The sequence below is a fragment of the Plantactinospora sp. ZYX-F-223 genome (assembly GCF_039649625.1).
Taxonomy (GTDB): domain Bacteria; phylum Actinomycetota; class Actinomycetes; order Mycobacteriales; family Micromonosporaceae; genus Plantactinospora.
Genome location: NZ_JBDJAV010000004.1, coordinates 171908 through 194282 on the forward strand (window position 1 = coordinate 171908; position 22375 = coordinate 194282).

A 22375-nucleotide genomic window follows, 5' to 3' on the forward strand; every position below is an offset into this window, starting at 1 on the left:
CTGAGCTGGGTATTGGAGTCGTCGCAGCGGGCCCAGGTGCAGACGGGCTACCGCGTTCAGGTGGCGTCCACGTCCGACCGGTTGACCGACGGCCGACCGGATGTGTGGGACTCCGGCTGGGTGGCGTCGTCCCAGTCGGTCAACATCGCGTACGCGGGTCCGAGTCTGCGTGCCGGTACCCGGTACTTCTGGCGGGTGCGGGTCGCTGACGGTGACGGCGACGTCCGGGCATGGAGCGCCCCGGCCTGGTGGGAGATGGGGCTCCTCGACGAGTCCGACTGGAAGGCCGAGTGGATCGGCATGCCGGAGGGACCGAACAACCTGGCCGGAGCCTGGTGGATCTGGAACCCGGAGGGCGACCCGGCAACCTCCGTGCCCGCGGGCGCTCGCTACTTCCGTCGGACGCTCGACCTGCCGGCGCAACCCGTCGAGCGAGCCGTGATGGTCGTCGCGGCGGATGACGCGTTCGTGTTGTATGTCAACGGGGCGGAGGCCGCGCGTTCTCATTCGCGTGTCTTCGGCGGTCGGATGGCCATTGAGGTCGACCTCGCCGACATGCTGGTGGCCGGGCCCAACACGCTGGCGCTCTTGGCCCGCAACCGGTATGTGGGCCCGGCGGGCCTGGTCGGCAAGCTCAAGGTCGAACTGGCCGGCGGCGAGCGCGTCGAGGTCATGACGGACTCGTCCTGGCGCGCGACGCAGCAGGCCGAGTCGGGCTGGAACCAGCCCGGTTTCGACGACACCGGCTGGTCCGAGGCGCTCGGGGTGGCGGCCTACGGGAAGGGGCCGTGGCTGAACCAGGTACGGCTTCGCCCTACCCATCCACCGGCGCCCTTGCTCCGGAAGGAGTTCGGTGTCACCAAGCCGGTCAAACAAGCTCGGCTCTACGCGAGCGGGCTCGGATATGGTGCGTACTACCTCAACGGCGCACGGATAGCCGCGGCCACGAGGAGCGAGGAACGCAGCGGTGACCGAGTCCTCGACCCGGCTTTCACCGACTACAACCAGCGGGTGCTGTACTCGACCTACGACGTCACCGGGCAGATCAAGCGGGGCGCCAACGCGATCGGCGCCGAACTGGGTCGAGGTCACTTCGGATTCGTCAGCCCAGCCGGCGGTGCGGATTTCGTCGACGACACCAAGCTGCTACTGCAGTTGGAGATTGAATACACCGACGGTAGTACGCAGACCGTGGCCTCGGACGGGACCTGGCGGGTGACCGAGGGGCCGACAGTTTACGACAACATCGCCACCGGCGAGACATACGACGCCCGGCGGGCGCTGCCGGGTTGGGTTACGCCCGGCTACGACGCCACAGGCTGGTCCAGCGCTGCGGTCCTCTCGCCCCCGGCGCAAGAGATTCGGGCGCAGTCGATGCCTCCGATCACCGCGACCGACATCAAGCCGGTGCGCATCACGGAGCCGAAGCCGGGCGTATATGTGTTTGACATGGGCCGGACCACAGCTGGTTGGGCCAGACTGTCGGTTTCCGGTCCGGCCGGCAGCGAGGTCAGGATGCTGTATGGCGAGGAGTTGAACGACGACGGCACGGTACGGAACCTCGGCCACCACGACCCGGAGCGCAGCGACGCGCCCGGACAGCTCGACATCTATCTCCTCAACGGCAAGGGCAGGGAGGTCTGGGAGCCTGGATTCAGCTACACCGGTTTCCAGTACGTCCAGGTGGAGGGCCTGCCCGAGCGGCCCAGCACCAACACCATCACGGGTCGGCAGGTACACAACGCGGTCGACTCGGTTGGCCGCTTCACGTCGTCCAACCGGCTGTACGGTCGCATCCACGATGCGATGCGGGCCACCATCCTCAACAACCTGCAGAGCATTCCGACCGACAGCCCGACCTTCGAGCGGCGCGGCTGGTCCGGCGACGCGCACGTCGCGCTGCCGACGATGCTCTACAACTTCGACATGGCCGCCTTCTTCAAGAAGTGGCTGGACGACTTCGAGGACAACCAAGTGGATACCGCGCAGAACGGGAGGGTGACGGTCGTCGCGCCATGGCCGAACGACTTCCGATCCGGAAGTATCTCCGCGGCCTGGACCGGCGTGCTTCCGGCACTCACCTGGGCTCTCTACGTCAGTTACGGTGACCGCACCGTGCTCACCGAGCACTACGGGCTGCTGACCAGGTACATGGATTTCATGCAGACGCAGCTCGACGACGGAATCATGAGTGTCGAGCAGTACGGCGACCACTCGTCACCCTTCGGGGCGAACCCTCAGGAAGACCGGCGCCTGGTCGGCACGGCCTATTTCTACAAGTCGGCCCGCGAGATGGCGCAGATCGCCACTGTGCTCGGCCGAGCCGCCGATGCCGCGCGCTACACGGCCCTGGCCGACCATGTGCGGGACCGGTTCAACGCCGTCTACTACGACAAAAACGGCGGCTACTACGACACCTTCGAGGGGTTCGAGTACAAGCAGACCTCCAATGCCGTGCCGCTCGCCTTCGACATGGTGCCGGAGGCGCACAAGGCGTCGGTGGTGCAAAGCCTGGTCGACGACATCAAGGCTCGCGGTTGGCACCTCAACGCCGGAATCCTGGGCACCAGCGTGCTGCTGCCGGTGCTGTCTGCGTACGGTCACCACGACGTTGCGCATCGGATCGCCAGCCAGACCACCTATCCCAGTTGGGGCTACTGGATCGAGAACGGGGCGACCACGATCCCGTCACGCTGGGCCATCCTTCCGGGATCCAACAACCACTACATGCTGGGCACGGTCGACCAGTGGTTCTACAGTGATCTCGCGGGCATCACGCCGTCCCCGTCCGGGCCCGGCTACGAGAAGTTCCTCGTTCGGCCGCGCATCGGTTTACTCGGGCACGCCACCGCGACGCACGAATCCATCCGGGGCCGGATCGCGGTCGGGTGGGAGCGCGACGACGACGTGTTGACGCTCACCGTCACCGTACCGGTCAACTCCTCCGCGACGGTCTATGTGCCCACCAGCGACAGTGACAGTGTCACCGAAGGCCGTCGGCCAGCCGACCGGGCCGAGGGCGTCAGGTACGTCGAGACGCAAGGCGGGTACGCGGTCTACGAGGTGGGTTCGGGCACCTACCATTTCGGCTCGAAACTGTAGACCCCGCGGGACTGGGCTGGGAGCGGGTGCGCACCGAACTCGACGCGTACCTCCAGCGCGTATCGCCGGTCGACTCGGCCTTGCCGCCTCGACCTGCCACGCCGTGCGCCAGCCGGGCCGGGGCGGCCCGGCTGGCGCGCGCTTCGATCGGCTCGCGGGTGTGATGGTAGATCGGCCGGGCGGCAAGGTCGCCTTGGACATCCGGAAGGACATTTCGACCTGCAGTAGCCGGCTGTAGTCGCCGATCACCTGCTCGGGCTCCGGGTTGGGCAGGTTGGTGATGTAGCCCTTGATCCCAGCCAGGGCACGGTTACGGGCTTCCACCGTCCGGTGCACCCTCTTGACCGCCCCGGTCAGCCGCACGTACCGGTTGCGCTTGACCGGCTGAATTTGGGTGCTGATGTTACGCATTAGCCCGGCGGAGGCGTTCGGCTGCCTGCACCCGCAGCGCATCAGCGCCCGCCGGAGCGCCACCGCACAGTGCCATCTCCCGGGCGTTGTACGCAGCCATCCACAGGCTGGCCGCCCATGCGATCTCCAGCTCCACGGCCGTGAACAGGCGCCGTCGAATGTCTTGATAAGCCACCAGGAACGCCTCGGAGCTTTCGATCGGCGCCAGCGTGGGCGGCCCGGAACTGGCGAACGACCCGCTCGCCGCTCCCACAAGCGCCGCCTCCGGCTGCCATGCCAGGCTGTCCCAGTCGTGCACCGCCCACACCTGCCGGCCCTGCCACCGCAGGTTCTGCGCCTCGAAGTCGGCGTGGCCGAGCACGCACGGCAAGCCGGCGGCCAGCAGCCGCTCCCGGGCCCGCTCAGCCGTCTCGACAATGTGCTCGGACACGGCACTCTGGTCCCGGCTGTCGAGAATATCGATCGCCGGCCACACCCCAGAATCGGTGTGGTCCCAGCGCACCCAGGGCGGATTCGGCAGCGGCGGCGCGACACTCACGCCGGCAAGTTCGGCCATCAGCCCGGCGAACACCTCCGCGCAGCGCACAGCAATGTCCGGGGCGTCCCCGTGCAACACCTCGCCTCCGGGCCGGAATTCTTCGGCGTGCACGGCCAGTGCACCGACACCGACCACCGGCGTGAGCGGCCGGGCACACGGAAACCCGCGCTCGGCCAGCCGGGCCTGCGCCGCGACACACGACGAGGCCCGGCCCTCGTCGGCGCGCGCCTTGACCACGATGTCCCTGCCGCCGGCCAACCGCAGACCAAACACCATCGAGACCTGTCGCGACTGGAACAGCACGCCGGCGGGTTCGCCGCCCAGATGGTCACGACACCAAGCCGGCAACCAGTCCGGCAGCTCGTCCAACGCCACACTCAGGACTGTGCCATAGTCACCGAACGCACCGGACCAGACCCGACTGCCGACGCCGCGCCAAGGCTGAGCGGTGACCACGACCGCGCGGACGGCTCCTATCCTGGCGGCTGTGGCCGCCACATGGACGATCGCTGACGCCTGGGTCTTCTCCTCTATCGAGGGAACCGGTCCGGACGACGGCTACACCCTCACCCACGTCATCGCGAAGGCCGACGCCATCAACCACGCCGTCCTGACCGAGGCCGAGTTCACCCAAGCCGTGCCCCGCTTGATCGCCGCCGGCCTCATCGGCGCCCGAGCCGAAGCCGACCGCTACTGGCACACCGAGACCGGACAGGCACTGTATCGACAACGGACGAAACGCCGCGGCGCCTTCGGCTGGACCGATGCAATACCAGCAGCACTACGCAGGCTCGGCAAGCCCCAAGACACCGCGTGGGCACTGCCCACCGGCGTCTTCGACCGCGCGACCCGGGAATATCTACAGCGAGCCGACGCCACCCTCAGCCAACACAGCGTTCGGCCTCAAGATCCAGCAGATCTGCCCTAACGCACCTTGTCGTAGATTTCGAGTTCGTGCACGCGCGCCACGTCGATCTCGTCCGTGGACCGCTCGGTGACCACCAGGCGAACCTGGTCGGTGGGGCCGGAGTCGATCGGGATGTCGACCACCGGAAGGGTGTTGCCGGTGAAGGCGCCGACCTGCGCCCAGGTGCCGTCAGAGCCGCGGGTCTGCACGATGCCGGCGACGATCCGAAGGGAAAGGGTCCCTCCGCCGGTGTAGAGCCGCACCAGCCTCGGCGTGGTCGGCGCGGCGAGGTGGACGGTGATCGACGGCTGCGCGTCGCCGAGGGCGGAGAGCCAGCGGCTGGCGTTCGAGGTGGCGTTGCCGTCCACCGCCAGGTCGCCGGTGTACCGCGGCTGGTATGTCGAGCTGACCTCGACCGGCCGGTTCAGCGCGAGGTTCGGGCCGTCCGGAATGTACACCTCGGGCACCTTCCACTCGGTGCTCGGCGAGTATCCGACGGTCCCGTCCGGCAGGCGGGTGGCGACGCGCACCTGCACCACGGTCGGCCGCTCGAGGGTCGACAGGTCCAGGGTCTGCGTGAAGGCATACCCGGTCTCGTGGGCGGTGTCGGTCCAGGTCTGCGCCCCGGCAACCCGCCACTGCGCCCAGCTCTCGACCGTGGCGAGGTACGACCAGAAGACCAGTGGCGTCAAGGGTTCGCCATCGACCGTGACACCGCGCAACTCCGGCCCCAGCGGGTCGTCGGAGAGGCTCACGTCGACAGCGAGGACGGCGACGCCGTTCGGGGGCAGTGAGAGCGACCACTCGGCGTCGCCGGTCCTGGCGACCTTTCCGGTGACGGCCCGCCAGCCCGTCCAACTGGCGCGACGGCCCGGTTCGACGCCGCGCGGGTTGAGCGTCACGGTCGCCGAGGTGGCCCGGCCGAGTTGGTTGAGCGCCACCACGTACGCTCGGGTGCCGTCGGTGGAGCGCGCGGTGATGACGTCCACATTGGGGTCGTCGACGGTGAGCAGGGTCCGTGGCATCCACAGGTCCACCGGCTGTCCGTACAGCCGGCCGGCGGCGAAGCCGTACGGCCGGTGGGAACCCACCTTGGCGGTGCAGAGTCCGGGCGGGAAGCTGACCTTGCCGCCGGTGCGCAGGTGGGCTTCGGCGAGCAGGTAGTCCAGTACCCACCCGATGTGCCACCAGCCGTGCCATGGGTAGACGCTGTCACCGCCGTTGCCGGCCGACCAGTAGTACGACGGGATGCCGCTGCTGGCACCGACGAAGGCGTCGCGGCCGCGGGCCGCGGCCCGGGCCAGGTCGAGAAAGTGCACGTCGCCGGTGAGCTGGAAGAACCGCACGAACGCACCGGCGTGGCTGGCCAGCAGGATGGGCCCGGCCCATCTCGCGCTGCCGGTGTAGCCGGACCGCTCGTAGCTGAGGCCGACCTGGCTTGTCTGCCAGTCCGCCATTTCGACACCGTGGAAGGTCTTCGTGGTCGTGGTGGCGGTGGGATGGTCGAAGATGTGCAGCGTGTAGAAGCGGGCGCACGCGATCGCCGCGTCCCGATAGAACGGGACGCCGGTCAGCTCGTGCAGGTCGAGCAGGGCCTGCGCGGCGAAGATGACGGAGAAGTCGCGGGTCAGCCGGGCGTCGTCGCAGACCCCGACGAAGTCACCGGTGGTGACCGCGTGCTCGATGAACCAGTCGGCGCCGCGGCGGGCCGCGGCCAGGTACCGGGCGTCGCCGAGGATCCGGTACGCGGCGACGAAGCCGTACCAGGTGGCACGCAGATCGGGCAGCTCCGGGTACTGCCGGACGTCCGGCTTCTCCCGCTGGTAGCCGATGTCGAAGCTGCCGTCGTCGTGCTGCCAGCTCAACAGCTTTTCGGCGCCGAGCCGGATCCGATCCCGGATCTCGGTGTCCGACGGGTCGAACAGGGCGATGTTGCCCATGTCGGCGAGCGTGTAGAAGGTGGTGAAGATCGGCGAAACGTAGTCCGGGGTGGGGTTGTTGGTCCAGGGAAGCTCGCTGACCCAGCCACCGTTCATGAAGTACTCGCCGAGCGCGGCGCCGTGGAACGGCCCCTCGGTGGTCTGCTGTTGGGCCAGCTTGAAGTTCCGGGCCACCGGCAGCCGGTCATGGCGGATGATCGGGTCACCGGTGAGCCTGTCCATCATCCACATCGCACCGACGTCGGAGAGCTTGCCGCTCTCCGCGCCGAGGGTCAGCCCGGCGTACTCCCAGGTGTGCCACTGGGAGCGTGGCGAGACGATGAAGTCGTGCATCCGGTTGATCCGATGCGACAGCGAGTTGGCCGCACTCGCCAGGGCCAGATAGTCGCCCAGCCGGTACACGTCCCGGGTGGCATGTTTGGCCACCTCGTACCAGCCGTCGTCGCTGAGCACGTACCGGAACGTCGCCGTGACCGACTCGCCGGCGGCGAGCTGCGAGCCGGCCTGCCCGAGCACCGGGTAGACGCTCGTCGGGCTGAGTTCGCCGGTGAGCGCCCGTAGCGACATGCCCACCTGCCAGGTGCTCTGCGTGGAGGCGTTGCTGGCCCACGGGTCGCGGGCCAGCGACGGGTCGGCGATGACGGCGAGAGTGACGTCCTGGGTGCGGCTCCGCAGGATGGCGCTGAGGCTGGTCGTCGTGGCCTCCGTGGTCACCAGCGGTACCGTCGGCACGCCCACCTGGTACTGGTAGGTCAACGTGTCGTCGGTCGCCGAGGTCGCCGACGACCAGTAGCCAGGAATGACGCCCCAGCCGAGGTCGTCGTCGGCAAGAGTGCCGAGCGTCGGGCTGGGGATGGAATACCAGCCGGCGCTGTTCGGCGTCCAGGTGAGGGTCACCAGGACGTCGGTCGCGGCGGCAGGGTCGAGCCGCCACACCGCCCGCATGGTGCCGGTGGGCTGCGTCGCGACGAAGGTGATCGTCTGCCCCCGCCGGCTCGCCCGCTGCGGAAGGAACGACATCCGGGTTCCGGCGGTCACCCGCCGCACACTGTCGGCGTCCGGAGCCGAGCCGGCCGACCAGATGCCGTACCGGCCGGACGGCGTGAGGACGGTCCGCCAGCCGTTGTGCCGCTTTCTCCGCAGCCAGGTCAATGCCCAACCGTCGGGGGTGTGCTGCCATCTCAGGCTGATCGCGTGGTTCTGCAGGACAAGGGCGTCACCGTCGCCGCCGCCGTCGGTGGTGCCGGCGGCGGCACCGGATGCCAGCAGGGCGGGCACTGCGGCGCCGGCGCCTCCGGCCGCGGCGTACCGGAGCAGGGCGCGGCGGGCGAGTCCCGCTTCGGGCCGGGTCATGGGAACCTCCGAGTGCGGTCGAGCAGGTGCCTGCGAGAGCCGACGGTCTATCTGCGGGGAGATTGGCTCGACGGTGCGAACGCGAGCGGGCGTCATCGACCGGGCGGGACCTGCGTCAGGCGGATGTGGTCGAGGCCGAGTCCGGTCCCGCCGCCGGGTCCGGGTCCGTCGACCGCGAGTCGCAGCCGGTAGGTGCCGGGGCGGGCGATGGTGAAGCGTCCGCAGGAGAACTCGCGGAAGGCGGTGCCGACGTCGATGGCCGGCGCGAAGGTCTCTCCCGGTCCGACGCCGACGATCGAGGCACTGACGACGCCCGCTGCGGCGTCCTGCCGGCACCGGGCCGTCACGACGTAGACACCGGGCAGCGGTACCGGCACGGACAGCTCGAGGTGGTCGCCCGGTGCCGCCGCCGCGTAGTCGAGCAGGCGGTATCCCGACGCGTTCGGATCGACGACGGCCTCGGCGGCACCCCCGCTGACCCGCCACCGCGCGGTCTCGGCCGGCAGGCGGAACTCCCTGATCCGGGGACCCCGCCGCAGCGAGTCCTCACCACCAGTGAGCCATGCCAGGTCGAAGCGCGCGAGCGCGACGTGGTCGACGGCGTTGTTGGTGCTGACATCCTTGCCGTACAACACCAGGATCGTCCCGTCGGCGAGCCGGGCGATGTCCGAGTAGCTCGACCGTCCGGGGTAGACGGTCCTGCTGTAGGGGTAGCTGCATCCCTCGTCGTAGCTGAGGCTCACGGTCAGGTTCTCCCGCGCAGCGGTGCTGTCCGGCCGGCTGAACAGCGTCCGGGAGACGGCATGGCTGCCCGGACCACCGGTGTAGCGGGTGAAGCTGGCATCCACGGCGGTGAAGTGTGCCACCGACGAGTCGAACACCAGTGGCGACCACGACTCGCCCCGGTCGACGCTGACCGCGGTGATCCGGGGGTGGACGCCGCCGCTGGAGTACCGGCCGTTGAGGACGATCGAACCGTCGGGCCGCTGCACCAGGCGTGACTCGTTGACCGGGTATATCGGCGACACCGGGGCCACCCCGCCGGCCCGCCAGGTGGCGCCGTGATCGTCGCTGACGATCACGCCGACCCCGTACCGCCGCTGGTCGGCCGGGAACGCCACGCCGCGCCGGTGCCACACCTGCTGCACGAGCCGGCCGTCGGCGAGCTGGATCCCGTGGCCCGGCCCGGGCAGATGGAACGTCCATTCGTGCTCGTCACCGTCGAAGAGACCGGTCACCTCGCTGCGGTCGGACCAGCTTCGACCGTCGTCGTCGGTGAACCGGAAAAACACCCGGCTCGCCGCGTTGTGCTCGTTGAGCGCGTAGAAGACGAAGACCCGGCCGGTCCACCGGTCGACGAGCGGCGTCGGGTTCGCCCAACTCTCCTCCCCCTCGCTTGCCTCGATCGCGATGCTGTCGCCCCAGGTGGCCCCGCCGTCGACGCTGCGTCGGCACACCACGTGGTGTGCGCCGTCATCAGCGCGGCTCAGGCGCGCCTCGCTGAAAGCCAGCACCGTGTCCCGAGTAGTGACCGCCAGGCCGTAGACGAAGTGCGTCACCACCCCGTCCTCGCCACTGGCCCAGACCGTCGACTCGGCGAAGAACCCGTCGCGTGCCACTGGTGTGGAGCCGGAGCCGAGGGCGGGACGCGCGCCGAGGACCGCCGCGCCCGCTGCGGCCGCACCGGCGGCCAGGACGGTTCGTCGTGGTACGCCGTGCCGGCTGATGGGCAGGACCATGCGAATGTCTCCTTGGACGGAGGGCTCCGGGCATTGCACGACGTCGACGAGGTTTTCCGGACGTTACCGCCGTCCTGATCATGACACCAGACGCTAATGGGTATTAGCATTTCCGGCTCGTTTCTTGCCGCTGGCCGTCAGGAGACTCGTGCCAGCTCCCTTGACACTGCCGCAACCCCCGGGTGAAGCTTGCGATCACCACAGTCGGGCGCATTAGCAAGGGGCAGGAATGACCCGCGGACCGGCGAGGCGACCGATCCAGGCCGACGTCGCCCGCCTCGCCGGCGTCAGCCAGACGACGGTCTCGCTCGTGCTGAACGAGCGCGACGCGGGCGTGCGGATAAGCCCGGCGACCCGGGAGCGGGTGCTGAGCGTCATCCGCGAGTTGGGCTACGTCGCCAATGCCTCCGCGCGGTCGCTCGCCGGCGGGCGCAACAGGATCATCGGCGTCTACACCTTTGAACCGGTCTTCCCCACCACCAGCCTCGACTTCTACTTCCCGTTCCTGCTCGGCATGGAGCAGGAGGCCGCCGAGCTCGGGTACGATCTGCTGCTGTTCACCGGCGTTGCCGGCGGCCGGCAGATCTTCCGGGACGGGTCGACGCGGCTGGCCCTGGCCGACGGTGCGCTGCTCCTCGGCCGCTATCCGAATGTCGAGGAGATCGAGCAGCTTCGCGACTCCGGTTACCCGTTCGTCTACGTGGGACATCGCGAGGTCAGCGGTCCGCCGATCCCCTATGTCGCCGCCGACTACGCCCGAGCGACGCAGCGGCTCACCGAGCGGCTGTTCGAGGTGGGACACGAGCGGGTCGTGTACGCGCGGATCGGCAACGGTGACGCCCAACCGAGCCGCGACCGGGAGAAGGGGTTCCGGCGCGCGGTGCCGGCCGGAGACCTGCGCCGGCCCGTCGGCCCGGTGTGGACACTCGAGTCGCCGGACGAGGTGGCGGGGTTGCTCGCGGAGATCCGGCGGGCCGGCGTCACCGCGGTCGTCGCGGAGCAGCACGTCCTCGCCCAGGAGCTCCTGGCGTGCGGTGAGCGGCAGGGCATGTCGGTTCCGGGCGACCTGAGCATCGTCGTTCTCGGTGACTCCACGGGTGCCCGCGGTGACGACACGCCCTGGACCGGGCTGGTGGTGCCCCGCGAGCAGATGGGCCGACAGGCGACCCGGCTGCTGGTTCGGCTGTTGAAGCCGGCAGAGGAAGCGGAGGCGACGGAGGCGGCCCAGTGCGAGAGCGCCGAGTGCCCGCTCGTGCCGGGCGCCACCGTCGCGCCGCCGCCCGTACCGTCGAGACAGCGGCGACCCCGCCGACAACCACGGCAGACCCGAGTGTCGACATCATGATGCCGGCTCTCCGGACCGCGACCACACCGACGGCTCACGACAGCCGCGCACGCACACGCCGGGCGCGCCCGAAGCCGAGCCCGTCCCGGTGGTACGGGCCGGTGGGCCGGCTCGTACCACCGGGACGGTTCCCGCCGGTCGATCAGTAGCGCATCGGCGGCCCGTCGGGCCGGAGCGACGAGCTGAACCGGGGCTCGCGTACCAGATCCTTCCTCGGCTGGTCGGGGCCGCGCCGGACGCCCGGCGCCGCCGGCTTGGTCGTGCTGTAGAGCCATGCGGCGAAGAACTCGTCGAGAGACTTCCCGGAGATCTGCTCGGCGAGCGCGATGAATTCGTCGGTGCTGACCGTGCCACCCGCCCGGGAAGCCGTCCAGGTGCGCAGGATGTCGAAGAAGGCGGCGTCGCCGACGGTGACCCGCAGCGCCTGTAGCGTCATCGCCCCGCGGCTGTAGACGACCGGGGAGAGCAGCTCCGCCGCACCGGGATCGCCGATCTTCAGCTGCCAGCTCGGTGATTCGGCGGGGAACTCCCGGTAGTAGTAGTCGAAGGTTTCCTGGGGCGTCGAGCCGCCGTCGTGCTCCTCCCAGAGCCACTCGGCGTAGGTCGCGAACCCCTCGTTGAGCCAGATGTCCCGCCACTGCCGGACCGTCAGGGCGTCGCCGAACCACTGGTGGGCCAGTTCGTGGACCACGACGCTGTCGGCCTGGCTCTGGTACGCGAAGAAGTCGGGTGAGTAGACGGGCCGGGTCTGGGTCTCGAGCGCGAAGCCGAGTGGCGCCTTGTCGACGATGGCGCCCGCCGTGGGGAACGGGTACGGGCCGAACGCGTCGGCGAGGAACTCGATGATCTCGGGCTGGCGGCCGAGTGCCCGATCGATGACGCTGCCTGCGGACGGCAGCCCGTCGACCGTGGTGGCGGCCCAGGTGTTCGGGTTGGCGGGACTGCCCGCCGGAGCGCCCGGCGTGGTCCAGCCGTCCAGGACATCCCCGTCCGCCTCGAAGGAGGTGTTGCCGGCCCCGGTGGAGACGGTGAGGTCGTCCAGGTATACGCCGGTGCGCTCGGTCGTGTCGTCGGCCGGGCCCGGCGCCTTGGTGACGTAGGAGAGCGAGACCTCCACCCGCTTGCCTGCGTACGCGGCCAGATCGACCGTCCACCTGCCGTACTCGCTGCCATAGTTGAACGAACTCTGCGCGAACCACCTGCCGGTGGTGCCGGATGGCGCGCACGTGCCGTCGGGCCCGACGCTCAGGTAGTGGGCGAGGAAGGGATGCGTGCCGGGGATGCTGTCGCACATCGACCCGGCGTAGTCCCTGGCGTAGCCGTCGGCGTCCGGCAGGGTGGTCCAGTCGTCCGACCCGACGGTGTGCGCCTCGACGAAGAAGAAGCCCGGGTCCGGCGTGTCCAGGCTGGCCCAGAAGCTGAGCTGCGCGCCGTCGGCGGGGACGTCGATGGTCCGGGAGAGCCGCTTGTAGCCAGGCGCGCCGCTCCGGGAGTAGAGCAGCCGGTCCCCGGTGCGTGGCCGCACGACCGGCCCGGTCAGCTCGCTGTCGACCGCGTCCCAGTAGCGGATCCCGTCCCGTTCGTACGCGCGCAGGTCGAACCGGCCCACCGTGGCGGTGGCCAGGTATGAAGCCATCGGCTGCCGGGCGTCCCAGCTCCACGTGGTCCGGCCGTCCCGGCTGGAGCGGCCGGTCAGGACGCCGTTCGAGACCGCCGTCAGGCCGTCCGGCACGGTGATCCGGATGGTGTACGACGCCTTGTCGCTCGGGTGGTCGTTGACCGGGAACCAGGTGGCGGCGACGTGCGGTTGGCCGGCCACGACCATGCCGTCTGCGGTGTGGACGAAGCCGGAGGTGCCGATCGCCGGGTCGTCGATCGTCTGCGGTACGCCGTCGTAGCGCACCACGGTGGTGAAGGTGGCATTCCGGGCGACGCCCCACGCCGGGGTGACCGTCAACTCGCCCCCGTCCCGGCTCCACCTGGCCGAGTGCCCGCCGACCGTGACCGAACGGACGGTCAGCCCGTCGAGGTCGAGGTTGAAGGCGGAGAGGTTCTGCCTGGCGACCGAGGTGATCGTCGCGACGCCGGTCAGCACGTCGGTGGCGGGGGTGTAGCCGATCTCCAGCCGGTAGTGCTGGACGTCGTACCCCCCGTTGCCGTCGAGGGGGAGGTAGGGGTCGCCCGCACCCGCCGCGCCGGGGCTGAAGGTGCCCTGGGCGGCGGCCATCGCACCGGCCGGAGTCGGGGCCAGGACGACGGCGAGTGCGGTCGAGATGACGAGTGTCGCTCTGCGTAACATTTGTTCTCCGCGGGGAGCTGGGACGACTCTTCCTCGGCGGCCGACGTGGACCTCGGTCCGGTGCGCCCTCCTATCGACTCCGTAGGCCAGCGCGACCACCGACGCGCTCACGATACGGAGCGGAGCGGCCTGACCCGCTGTCTACTGCCGACACATTCCGGCCCTACACCTTGTCGGTACCGCTGGCAGCGGTCTGGTGGGGCACTTCCGATGGAACAGGTCGAGCGCCGGGTGGGCGTGATCCGCGGATCTCCGGTACCGCCCCGGCGGCACTTCGGACCGGTCGCAGCCCGGACTCGTCAACAACAGGGAAGGACTGCCGAGGCACCGAGTGGTCGCCCCGTCGTGAGCACGCGTACTCAGGGAGGCTCGGCCCGGGTGCCTTCCATCGATTGTCGGCGATGGGCATGATGGTCCGCATGCGAAGGACACTGATTGTGATCACGGCCCTGATCCTGGCGGTCGTGTCGGTTGGCGGGCCGGCGGTGGCGCAGCAGCGGCCACCGGAAATCCCTGACCGGGTCATGTTGCAACCGGAGGATCTCCGGGGGGCCGTGCCGGGGCCGGTGGAGGACGGACTGAGGTGGCCGCTGCTGCCCCAACCGTGCCCGGACACGCCAATGCCGCAGCCGGTCGTGAGCCGCGCCGAGGCAGCGGACCTCAGTACCCGGTTCCGGGTCTACCAGAACGTCGCCTGGTACCGCGGCGACGGGGCACATGCGTACGTCACCGAGCTGAAGGCGCAGCTCGCCCGGTGCGGGGTAGGTGGCTACGACGAGGGCTTCGACCCGGTCGCCGAAGACCACCTCGGGCCGGACACGGTGCTGTTCCTCCGCACCTACGACGAAGGCGACCGCTACGTCGGCTACGTCGCGGCTGCGGTCGGCCACTACCTGGTGGTGGTCATGATGTCGGACTCATACCTGGGAGCGGCCGACCTGACCACGCTGAACGGGCTGGCCGGTACCGCGATGAGCCGAGCGGCGGCGTAGCCGGCGAGGCCGGGGATCACCCCCTCGAACGGTCACCGGGCATCGACTGCTCCGGCTGCACCCTTCCGGGTTGCCGGCGCCGCGAGCAGCGCCGGCAACCCGGGAACCGGTCAGCGGTCGATGGAGACGAAGAACGGATCGTTGTTGAGGATCCGCTGGGGCTGGTAGAAGCCCAGATTCAGGTACCGGCGGCCGGATTCCTGGTTGTCGAGTTCTCCGATGAGCCGAGAGGATCCGTGCCAGGTCCGCCACCCGTTGGTGTCTCCGTCGGCTGCGCTACTGCTGGAGCCCGCCTCGTCCAGGTCATCGGGTGCTGGCGCCACGCTCCCATCACTCCGGACACCAGGTCCGACGAGTGCACGCAGAGCGCGACCACCCCGCGGGCGGGCGACCGCAGGACCGCGATCGCCCGCACGCCGCCTGGCAAGGTCACTTCGTCAGCGCCTGCATCTGCTCGCGGGCCGTGGTCAGGGCGTCCTTCGGGGACGCCTTCCCCACCAGTACGGCCTGTACGCCGGTGGCGAGGGCCTGTTCGATCTGGGCGAACTGAGGGTAGATCCAGAACGGGTCGGGTTCGGCGGACGCCCCGATGCTGGCGGTGAACTCCTTGGTGAACACGTCCGCCTGGACCTCCGCACCGGACAGCCCCGCCGTGGTGGTGGGCGGAAGCCCTGCCTTGGCGAACCAATCGGCGCCGTACTTCGGGTCGCTGGTGAGCGTCGCGGCGAACTTGGTCGCCGCCTCGGCACCGCTGCCCTGCACGACCGCGATCGCGTGTCCCCAGGCCAGGTTGCGCGACTTCGCTCCGGTGGTCAGCACTGGCCGGGGGGTGGGCCGCAGCTTCTCGCCGAGTTGCTTGTCCGGGGCGGTCTTGAGGACCGCGCCCCGGCCCGCGATGGCGTCCTCGTAGTAGCCGACCTTTCCCTGCGCGAACAGGGCACGGGCGTCGAACCGGTTCACGTCGGGGGCGATGAGCTTCTCGTCGTACAGCTTCTTGTACCAGGTGAGCGCCGCTACGCTGGCGTCGTCGCCGACGACCACCTGGCCATCCTGGACGACCGGCGAGCCGAACGCCCACATCCAGGCGATGAAGTCCTTGAGCTGGTCGACCTTGGTCATCGCCGCCCACGGCACGATCCCGTTACCGAGCCCCTTGAGCGCGCGCAGCGCCTGCTCGAAGTCCTCGATGGTGGTCGGCGGGGTGCTGATGCCGGCCTTGCCGAGCAGTTCGGAGTTGCCGATCAGGCCGATCCCCGCCGTGGTCCAGGGCAGTCCGTACTGCTTGCCCTGGACCTTCCCGATGTCCAGCGCCGCCTGGGTGTAGCCGCCACCGGTCGCCGGCGAGCCGAACTCCACCAGCTTCCCGGTGGCGGCCAGGGTGGCGAGCCAGGCGACGTCCACCTGTACGGCGCCGGTGAGCGTGCCGCCACGGACCTGCAGCAGCACCTGGTTGAGATAGTCGTTGTACGGGTACGACGCGGTGGTGATCTTCGCGCCGTTGGCGCTGGCGTACGTGTCGAGGAGCGCCTGGAGCGCGTCCTTCGTCGACGCCTCGTTGAGCGACCACCCGGTGAACGAGAAGTCCTTCCCGCCGTCGTCGCTCGACGACCCGGCGGATCCGGTGGTCGACGGGGCGCAGCCGGCGAGGGCCCCCGCGCCCAGCGTGGCGCCGGCACCGAGGCCCACGAGCCGGAGCAGGTTACGGCGGGACAGCGAGCTGGCGGGAAGACTGCCTGACGATGTCATCTGGAATCTCCTGTGGTTTCGGGACGAGGTGTGTGGCGTCATGTCCGGGCCGCCCGGAGCCGGGACGGTCGGCGCGGGATGCGGGGCGTCAGCCCTTGACCGCGCCGGCGGTGAGGCCGGCGACGAGGTAGCGCTGGAGGATGATGAAACCGATGACGACAGGTAGCGATACGACGAGCGAGGCGGCCATGAGGTCGGGCCAGGCTGCCTGGAACTCGCCCAGGTAGGTGTTGACCAGCCCGGGAGGAAGGGTCTGCTTCTCCGGGCCGGCGAGGGTGAGGGCGAAGATGAAGTCGTTCCAGCCGCGGATGAAGGCGAACAGTCCGGTGGCGACGAGGCCGGGCAGGCTCACCGGCAGCACGATGCGGTGGATGATGGCGCCCTGCCCCGCGCCGTCCACCTTGGCCGCCTCGATCAGTTCGTCCGGGATCGTGTCGAAGAAGCCCTTGAGTATCCAGACACAGAGCGGCAGCGTGAACGTCGTGAAGGAGAGCACCAGCGCCAGGTAGGTGTTGAGCAGCCCGTACGCGCTGAAGACCAGGTAGAGCGTGATGAGCAGGAGCGCCTGCGGGAACATCTGGGAGGCCAGCACCAGGTACATCAACGACCGCCGGCCGCGGTAGCGGAACTTCGCGAAGGAGTACGCGGTGTAGCCGGAGACGATCACCGTGAGGACCGCGGTCAGCAGCGAGACGACAAGGCTGTTGCCCAGATAGCGGGCCAGCGCCGGGTTGTCGGCGAGGTTGGTGAAGTGCTCGAAGGTCACCGTCCGGGGCCACAGCCGGGGCGGGAAGGCGAACACCTCGTCGTTCGGGGTGAGTGCGGTGACCAGCAGCCAGTAGACCGGGCTGAAGGCGAAGGCGCCGATCACGGCGACGGTGACGGCCGCACCGAACGGCCGGGGCCGGCGTTGGCGTCGGGCGCCTGGCGAGGCGGCGGGGGTACCGGCATCCTTTGCCGGCAGAGTCCTGGATTCGGCGATCGTCACGACTTCTCCCCTCGTTCGGCGGCCCAGACGTACACCACGACGAGGACCGACAGCAGCGCCATCCAGAGCGCGCCGAGCGCGGCGGCGCGGCCCAGGTCGAAGCCCTTGAACGCGGTGTCGTAGACCGAGACGGCAAAAGTCGTGGTGGCACCGGCGGGCCCGCCGCCGGTCAGCACGTAGATCGTGTCGAAGTGCTGGAAGTTCCAGATGGTCTCCAGCAACAGCACCACCCCGACGATGCCGCGCAGGTGGGGCAGGGTGACGTGCCAGAACCGGCGTAGCGTACCGGCCCCGTCGAGCGCGGCCGCCTCGTGCAGCGTCTGCGGCACGGTCTGGAGGCCGGCCAGCAGCATCACCATCATCCAGGGGAAGCTGGCCCAGGACTTGGCGACGATCACCGCGAGCATCGCCGTACCGGGCTGCCCGAGCCAACTGATCGGGTCGTCGACCAGGCCGAGGCGTACCAGCAGGCCGTTCAGGACCCCGTAGTTGGCGTTGAAGATCCACATCCAGACGAACGAGACCACGACGCCGGGGATGATCCACGGGAAGAGGAACAGCCCTCGGAGTACGGCCCGGCCGGGCAGCCGGGTGTGCAGCGCGAGCGCGAGGGCGAAGCCGATCGCGAACGGGATGAGCGTGCTGGCGACGGTGAACACGAGGGTGTTCTGCAGCACCGGCCAGAACTGGTCCGCGAGGACGGTCCGGAAGTTGTCCAGCCCGGCGAAGCTGCGCCCGGGCAGCACCAGGCTCTGCCGGAACAGGCTCGTGGTCAAGGACCCGACCAGGGGATAGAGCACGATCGCGCTGAACAGCACCAGCGCCGGCAGGGTGAGCAGGAAGCCGAAGGTACGGTCGGAGAGCCGGCGGCCGACGCTCATGACACCACCTCTGGCGTGCTGAACCGCTGCGGTGTGACGTGGGCCGGGCCGACATAGCCGAGACCGATGCTGATCGAGTCGGCCGCTTCGATCACGGCCCGCACGAGTTCCGCCTCGCGGTGCGGCAGGTCGATCGCGGACAGCGGGCCGGACACCGACAGGCCGGCCACCACCGCTCCGGATCCGTCCCGGATCGGCGTCGCGACGCAGGCCCGGCCGAGGGCCAACTCCTCGATCTCGGTGGCGTAGCCCCGGGCCAGCGTACGGGCGATCTCCTCGTCGAGCTGCTCGTGGCTGGTGACCGTGTGGGGCGTGTAGGCCGGCAGCGTCTCGCCCGGCAGCACGCTGCGCCGCTGGTCGGCGGTGAGCCCGGAGAGCAGCGCCTTGCCGAGACCGGTGGCGTGCAGCGGGTTGTACTGCCCGGCGAGGACGAACGACCGGGGGGCGTTCCGGCCCTCGAAGTTGAGCAGGTAGAACAGCCGGTCACCACGTCGTACCGCGACGTTGGCGCCCAGCCCGAGCTCGGCGGCGAGGTTCTGCGCCGTCTGCCGGGCCTCCCGGTGCACCGGGTGGTTGTTCAGGACCGAACCGCCGAGCGAGACCAGGTCGAGCCCGAGCCGGTAGAGGCCGCTGATCGGGTCGCGGTCGACGAAGCCGGCGCTCTCCAGGGTGGCCAACAGCCGGGACGCGGTGGAGAGGCCGAGGCCGGTCGCCTTGGCCACGTCGGAGACGCGCATCTCGGACCGCCCGGCGCTCAGGGCGCGCAGCACGCCCAGTGCCCGCTCGACGCTCTGGTTGCTGCCGGATTCCGCTGCCATGTGAGACCCTCTCTGAAAGTTACTTGCGCGATCCGGGAAGTTAATCCCGGAGGTTGCACGCGGTCAACGCCCGGATGCCGTGGCGATCGGCCTCGGCATCCGGCGTCGACCGCTCGTCAGGGCCGGGTGAAGCGGACCGCGTCCGCCCGGGTGGCGCCGGAACCCGCCGTCAGCGTCACCGCGGCGAGTCCCGCCGGTAGCTGGTACGTGCCGATCGAGTGCCACGACCCGCCGGTGGCGCACTGGTCGACCGGCACCGTCACCCCGCCGACCGTGTACCTCGCGTCGGCGCTGCAGACCGTGTTCCCGGGTGACCAGACCTCGACCTGGTAACTGCCGGCCGGCAGGACCGCGCGCCAGGTGGCGGTGAGCCCGGCCGTTCGGGTGTACCGGCTGCCCGACCCGTCGAAGCCCTTCAGGCTGCTGGAGAGCCAGCTACCCGACTCGCTGTACGCCGGGTTGTCCGGATCGCAGGTCGACGGCGTCCCCTCGTTGGTGACGACGACGGCCTGCGCCACCTCGCCGGGCAACGGCTCGATCGAATGCGGCTCCGACGGCTCTCCGCCGCCGACGCTGTTCGTCGCGGTCACCCGGTAGGTGCCGGCGACACCCTCGTTGTCGAACACCAGACTGGTGCCGGTCGCCGACCCGACGACCAACTCCGGCGTGGTGCTGCCGCACTCCTGCCGCAGTTGCGCCGTCACCACGTACGACCGGGTGCCCTCGACCGGGTCCCAGCTCAGCGTCGTGGTCCCGGTGCCGGTGTCGTGCTCCAGGCCGGTGACCCGCCCAGGCACGGCGGTGTCCCGCGCGACGGTGTGCCCGGCGGTGCCGCCGCCGGTGAGCCGGTACGTGTGTCCCTCGGCGACCGGGAAGCGCAGCGCACCCGTGACCGGGTCGATCCGGTAGCCGACCCGGGCGCCGGTCCTGGTGTCCCGCACGGTCAGCGAGCGGGGATCCCAGCCGGTGTTGGCGTTGGAGACGGTGACCGCGTCGCGGCCCCGGCCTGCGGTGTAGCGGGAGCCGGTCGAGACCGGGTACACCTCGGCCGTCAGCGCCCCGGCCTTGCCGGTGACCAGGACACCCTTGCCGCCGGCAAAGGCGGGGATCCGGTCGGCGCCGATCGCGTAGTTGCGCAGGGTCGTCGGTCCGTGGAACACCGCTCCGGTCTCGATGTCGATCCACTTGCCCGCCGGCAGGTAGACATCGCGCGTCTGCGCCGTGCCGAAGTCGGCGCCGAAGACCGGGGTGGCGAGCAGCGACTCGCCGAACATCCACTCGTACTGCCGGGTGGTGTCGTTCGCCAGGCCGTAGGTGGCCGGGTCGTCCGGGTAGGCCAGCGGCAGCGGGGTCACCGCGCTCGGGAACCCGGTCTCGTACCCGTCCAGCACGGCGTCGTAGATATACGGCCGCAGCGCCTCGTGCCACAGCGCCAGCCGCTTCACCGACGCCGCGTAGTCCTCGCGGCCGAGTTCCCACGGGCCCTTGCCGAAGGTCAGCACCGGCAGCATCGCGTTGAACTGGGCGTTGCGGACGAAGTACCGCTGGTACGCCGGGTCCCCCAGCGACGGTCCCGGGGTGCCGCCGACGATGTCGGGGGACAGGTTGCCGGCGCCGGAGGCGGCGTAGTTGAGCAGGTTCACCGGCATCCGGTCCGGGTCCTCGTGGTAGACCTCGCCGGTGCCGTAGATGGTGTCGTTGATCCGGAGCATGTCACCCGGCACCGAGTACGCCGCGTTGCGCACCATCAGCAGTTCGCTGGCGTCGTGCAGCGCGTTCTGGACCGCGTTCCAGTTGCCGTCGAGGTGGAAGTTCGGGTCGTAGAGCATGGTGTCCTCCTTGAACCCGTCCACCCCCCACAGCCGCAGCCGGTCGACAAACCAGCGCACCGCCTCCGGGTTGGTGCCGTCCAGGACGTAGCTGGCGCCGGACGGGAACTGGGCCCGGGTCACCACCCGCGGCGTACCGTCGGCGTTGCGGAGCAGGTAGCCGTGGTCCAGCGCCTCCTGCAGGAACGGCCCGTCGTAGCTCGGGTTGTGGTTGCCGCCGTCGGCCGGCAGGGCCTTGAAGTTGTTGCGGGCGCCGAGCAGGAGCTTGATGTCGTTGTCGGCGAAGAGCTTCTTCAGCGCGTCCGGATCGGGGTAGCGCGGGTTGGGCAGCCCGTCGTCGCGGCCCTCCTCGGCGGTGTCGTCCCACATCCCGAAGCTGTTCGTGGTGCCCTCGACCTTGTTTCCGCGCGGTCCCGGCCAGAAGCCGGACCCGACCACGCCCCAGCTCAGCGGGTAGCCGTGGTCGAGGAACCCCTGGACCGTGTCCATCACCGAGGACTGGTACGTGTTCCAGGCGAGCGCGCCGTACGCCTCCCAGCCGAGCCCGAAGGCCGACTCGGCGGGCTTGGCGTCGACGTACCCGTGCCGGTGCCGGGCCTGCCGGTAGTCGGCGTACACCTGGCGCAGGTCGCGGCCGACGAAGTAGTACAGGCTCTGCACCTCGTCGACGCCGGCGGCGCCGAGCCGGTTCTCGTCCGTGGTGAGACCGACCCGCTTCTGGCCCTCGGCGAACCACACCTGGCCGAACCGCTGCTTCGGAAAGACGGTGAAGGTGGTGATGAAGCGCTTGCAGCTACCCTCGTTGGTCAGGTTGTCCAGCACCAGGCCGGTCAGCTCGGTGCTCGGCCGGACCTGGACGTTGCCGCTGCACGGTGTGCCCTGCTCCGGCTGCCCGTCGGCGAACGAACCGTAGTCGCCGAGCCCGTACGCCGGGGCCACCCCGCCGGTACGGAAGTCGACCGTGCTGCTCTGCCCGGGCAGGTCCGGCACGGTGACCCGGGCGTACGTGTCGGTCGGCTGGATGTGCACGGTGACCCGCGCGCCGTCCGTCATCGTGACGGCCAGCACGGCGGTGGCGGCCCGAGGGCTGGAGACCAGCCGGGTCTCGGCGGCATTGCTGAAGTCGGTCGCGGCGGAGGTCTTGATCCGCAGGCCGGAGGTCGGGTGGGCCGGCGCGACGGGCTTGCCGGTCGGGGTCTCGAACGAGTACCGGAAGCCGTCCTTGACGATCCGCATCCGGTAGGTCGTACCACGGATCACGATGCTGTCACCGGCGTCGACCACCCGCCGGTCCGGTCGGTCGGTGTCGGGTTGGCCGGCGGCGGGGGCTGCGGCGGTGAGGCCGAACCCGACTATGACCGTGGTGGCGACCGCGGTTGTCCGCGTGGCGCGTTTCCGCATGATGGGCTCCTGAGTCACCGGGCGGCGGGGGCACGCCCTGGGGTGAAGGTGTGGAGTGAGCGACCCTGTATGGAAGTTGCTTGCGC

General features: G+C 69.9%; 14 protein-coding genes and 1 pseudogene. 4 read left to right on the forward strand and 11 right to left on the reverse strand.

Annotation, left to right across the window (positions count from 1 at the left end; genetic code table 11):
- Positions 1-255: 255 nt before the first annotated feature.
- Positions 256-3102, forward strand: coding sequence for a family 78 glycoside hydrolase catalytic domain (locus tag AAH979_RS05800; RefSeq protein ID WP_346256981.1), 2847 nt, complete (start codon positions 256-258; stop codon positions 3100-3102).
- A gap of 139 nt (positions 3103-3241) precedes the next feature.
- Here the strand turns inward: AAH979_RS05800 and AAH979_RS05805 are convergent.
- Positions 3242-3486: pseudogene (locus AAH979_RS05805) on the reverse strand (IS1634 family transposase); the annotation flags it as partial.
- 19 nt (positions 3487-3505) lie between these two features.
- Positions 3506-4426, reverse strand: coding sequence for a hypothetical protein (locus tag AAH979_RS05810; protein WP_346256982.1), 921 nt, complete (start codon positions 4424-4426; stop codon positions 3506-3508).
- A 112-nt stretch (positions 4427-4538) separates the two neighbouring features.
- Here AAH979_RS05810 and AAH979_RS05815 point away from each other — a divergent pair, with 112 nt between their 5' ends.
- Positions 4539-4979 (forward strand): hypothetical protein, encoded by a 441-nt coding sequence (locus AAH979_RS05815; protein ID WP_346256983.1) that lies wholly within the window; start codon positions 4539-4541, stop codon positions 4977-4979.
- Here the strand turns inward: AAH979_RS05815 and AAH979_RS05820 are convergent.
- Both AAH979_RS05820 and AAH979_RS05825 read right to left on the reverse strand, forming a co-directional pair.
- Positions 4976-8251 carry a hypothetical protein gene (locus AAH979_RS05820; protein ID WP_346256984.1) on the reverse strand — a complete coding sequence of 1092 codons (3276 nt, stop codon included), beginning with the start codon at positions 8249-8251 and terminating at the stop codon, positions 4976-4978. The two genes, AAH979_RS05815 and AAH979_RS05820, sit on opposite strands and share 4 nt — an antisense overlap.
- 92 nt (positions 8252-8343) lie before the next feature.
- Positions 8344-9990, reverse strand: a complete 1647-nt coding sequence (locus tag AAH979_RS05825) for a sialidase family protein (protein WP_346256985.1) — start codon at positions 9988-9990, stop codon at positions 8344-8346.
- A 229-nt stretch (positions 9991-10219) separates the two neighbouring features.
- Here AAH979_RS05825 and AAH979_RS05830 point away from each other — a divergent pair, with 229 nt between their 5' ends.
- Positions 10220-11335 (forward strand): LacI family DNA-binding transcriptional regulator, encoded by a 1116-nt coding sequence (locus AAH979_RS05830; RefSeq protein WP_346256986.1) that lies wholly within the window; start codon positions 10220-10222, stop codon positions 11333-11335.
- A gap of 142 nt (positions 11336-11477) precedes the next feature.
- On the opposite strand, the gene AAH979_RS05835 is transcribed toward AAH979_RS05830, so the two are convergent.
- The gene (locus AAH979_RS05835; protein ID WP_346256987.1) at positions 11478-13634 is read right to left on the reverse strand and encodes a M1 family aminopeptidase; all 2157 of its coding nucleotides are present in this window, start codon (positions 13632-13634) and stop codon (positions 11478-11480) included.
- Between the two features lie 620 nt (positions 13635-14254).
- Here AAH979_RS05835 and AAH979_RS05840 point away from each other — a divergent pair.
- Complete coding sequence (locus AAH979_RS05840) at positions 14255-14626, forward strand: hypothetical protein (RefSeq protein ID WP_346256988.1); 372 nt, start codon at positions 14255-14257, stop codon at positions 14624-14626.
- Between the two features lie 110 nt (positions 14627-14736).
- Here AAH979_RS05840 and AAH979_RS05845 read toward each other — a convergent pair whose 3' ends face one another.
- The 6 genes from AAH979_RS05845 to AAH979_RS05870 form a co-directional block, all read right to left on the reverse strand.
- Positions 14737-14949: a hypothetical protein gene (locus AAH979_RS05845; RefSeq protein WP_346256989.1), complete on the reverse strand. Its 213-nt coding sequence runs from the start codon at positions 14947-14949 to the stop codon at positions 14737-14739.
- 106 nt (positions 14950-15055) lie between these two features.
- Complete coding sequence (locus AAH979_RS05850; protein WP_346256990.1) at positions 15056-16372, reverse strand: extracellular solute-binding protein; 1317 nt, start codon at positions 16370-16372, stop codon at positions 15056-15058.
- An 88-nt stretch (positions 16373-16460) separates the two neighbouring features.
- Positions 16461-17360 carry a carbohydrate ABC transporter permease gene (locus tag AAH979_RS05855; RefSeq protein WP_346256991.1) on the reverse strand — a complete coding sequence of 300 codons (900 nt, stop codon included), beginning with the start codon at positions 17358-17360 and terminating at the stop codon, positions 16461-16463.
- A complete protein-coding gene (locus AAH979_RS05860) occupies positions 17357-18241 on the reverse strand; it encodes a sugar ABC transporter permease (protein WP_346256992.1) in 885 nt (294 codons plus the stop codon). Before AAH979_RS05860 ends, AAH979_RS05855 begins: the two co-directional genes overlap by 4 nt.
- Positions 18238-19059, reverse strand: a complete 822-nt coding sequence (locus AAH979_RS05865) for an IclR family transcriptional regulator (protein WP_346256993.1) — start codon at positions 19057-19059, stop codon at positions 18238-18240. The genes AAH979_RS05860 and AAH979_RS05865 overlap by 4 nt, the downstream gene beginning before the upstream one ends.
- A 116-nt stretch (positions 19060-19175) precedes the next feature.
- On the reverse strand, positions 19176-22289 hold the full coding sequence (locus AAH979_RS05870) for a TIM-barrel domain-containing protein (protein ID WP_346256994.1): 3114 nt from the start codon (positions 22287-22289) through the stop codon (positions 19176-19178).
- Positions 22290-22375 lie beyond the last annotated feature (86 nt).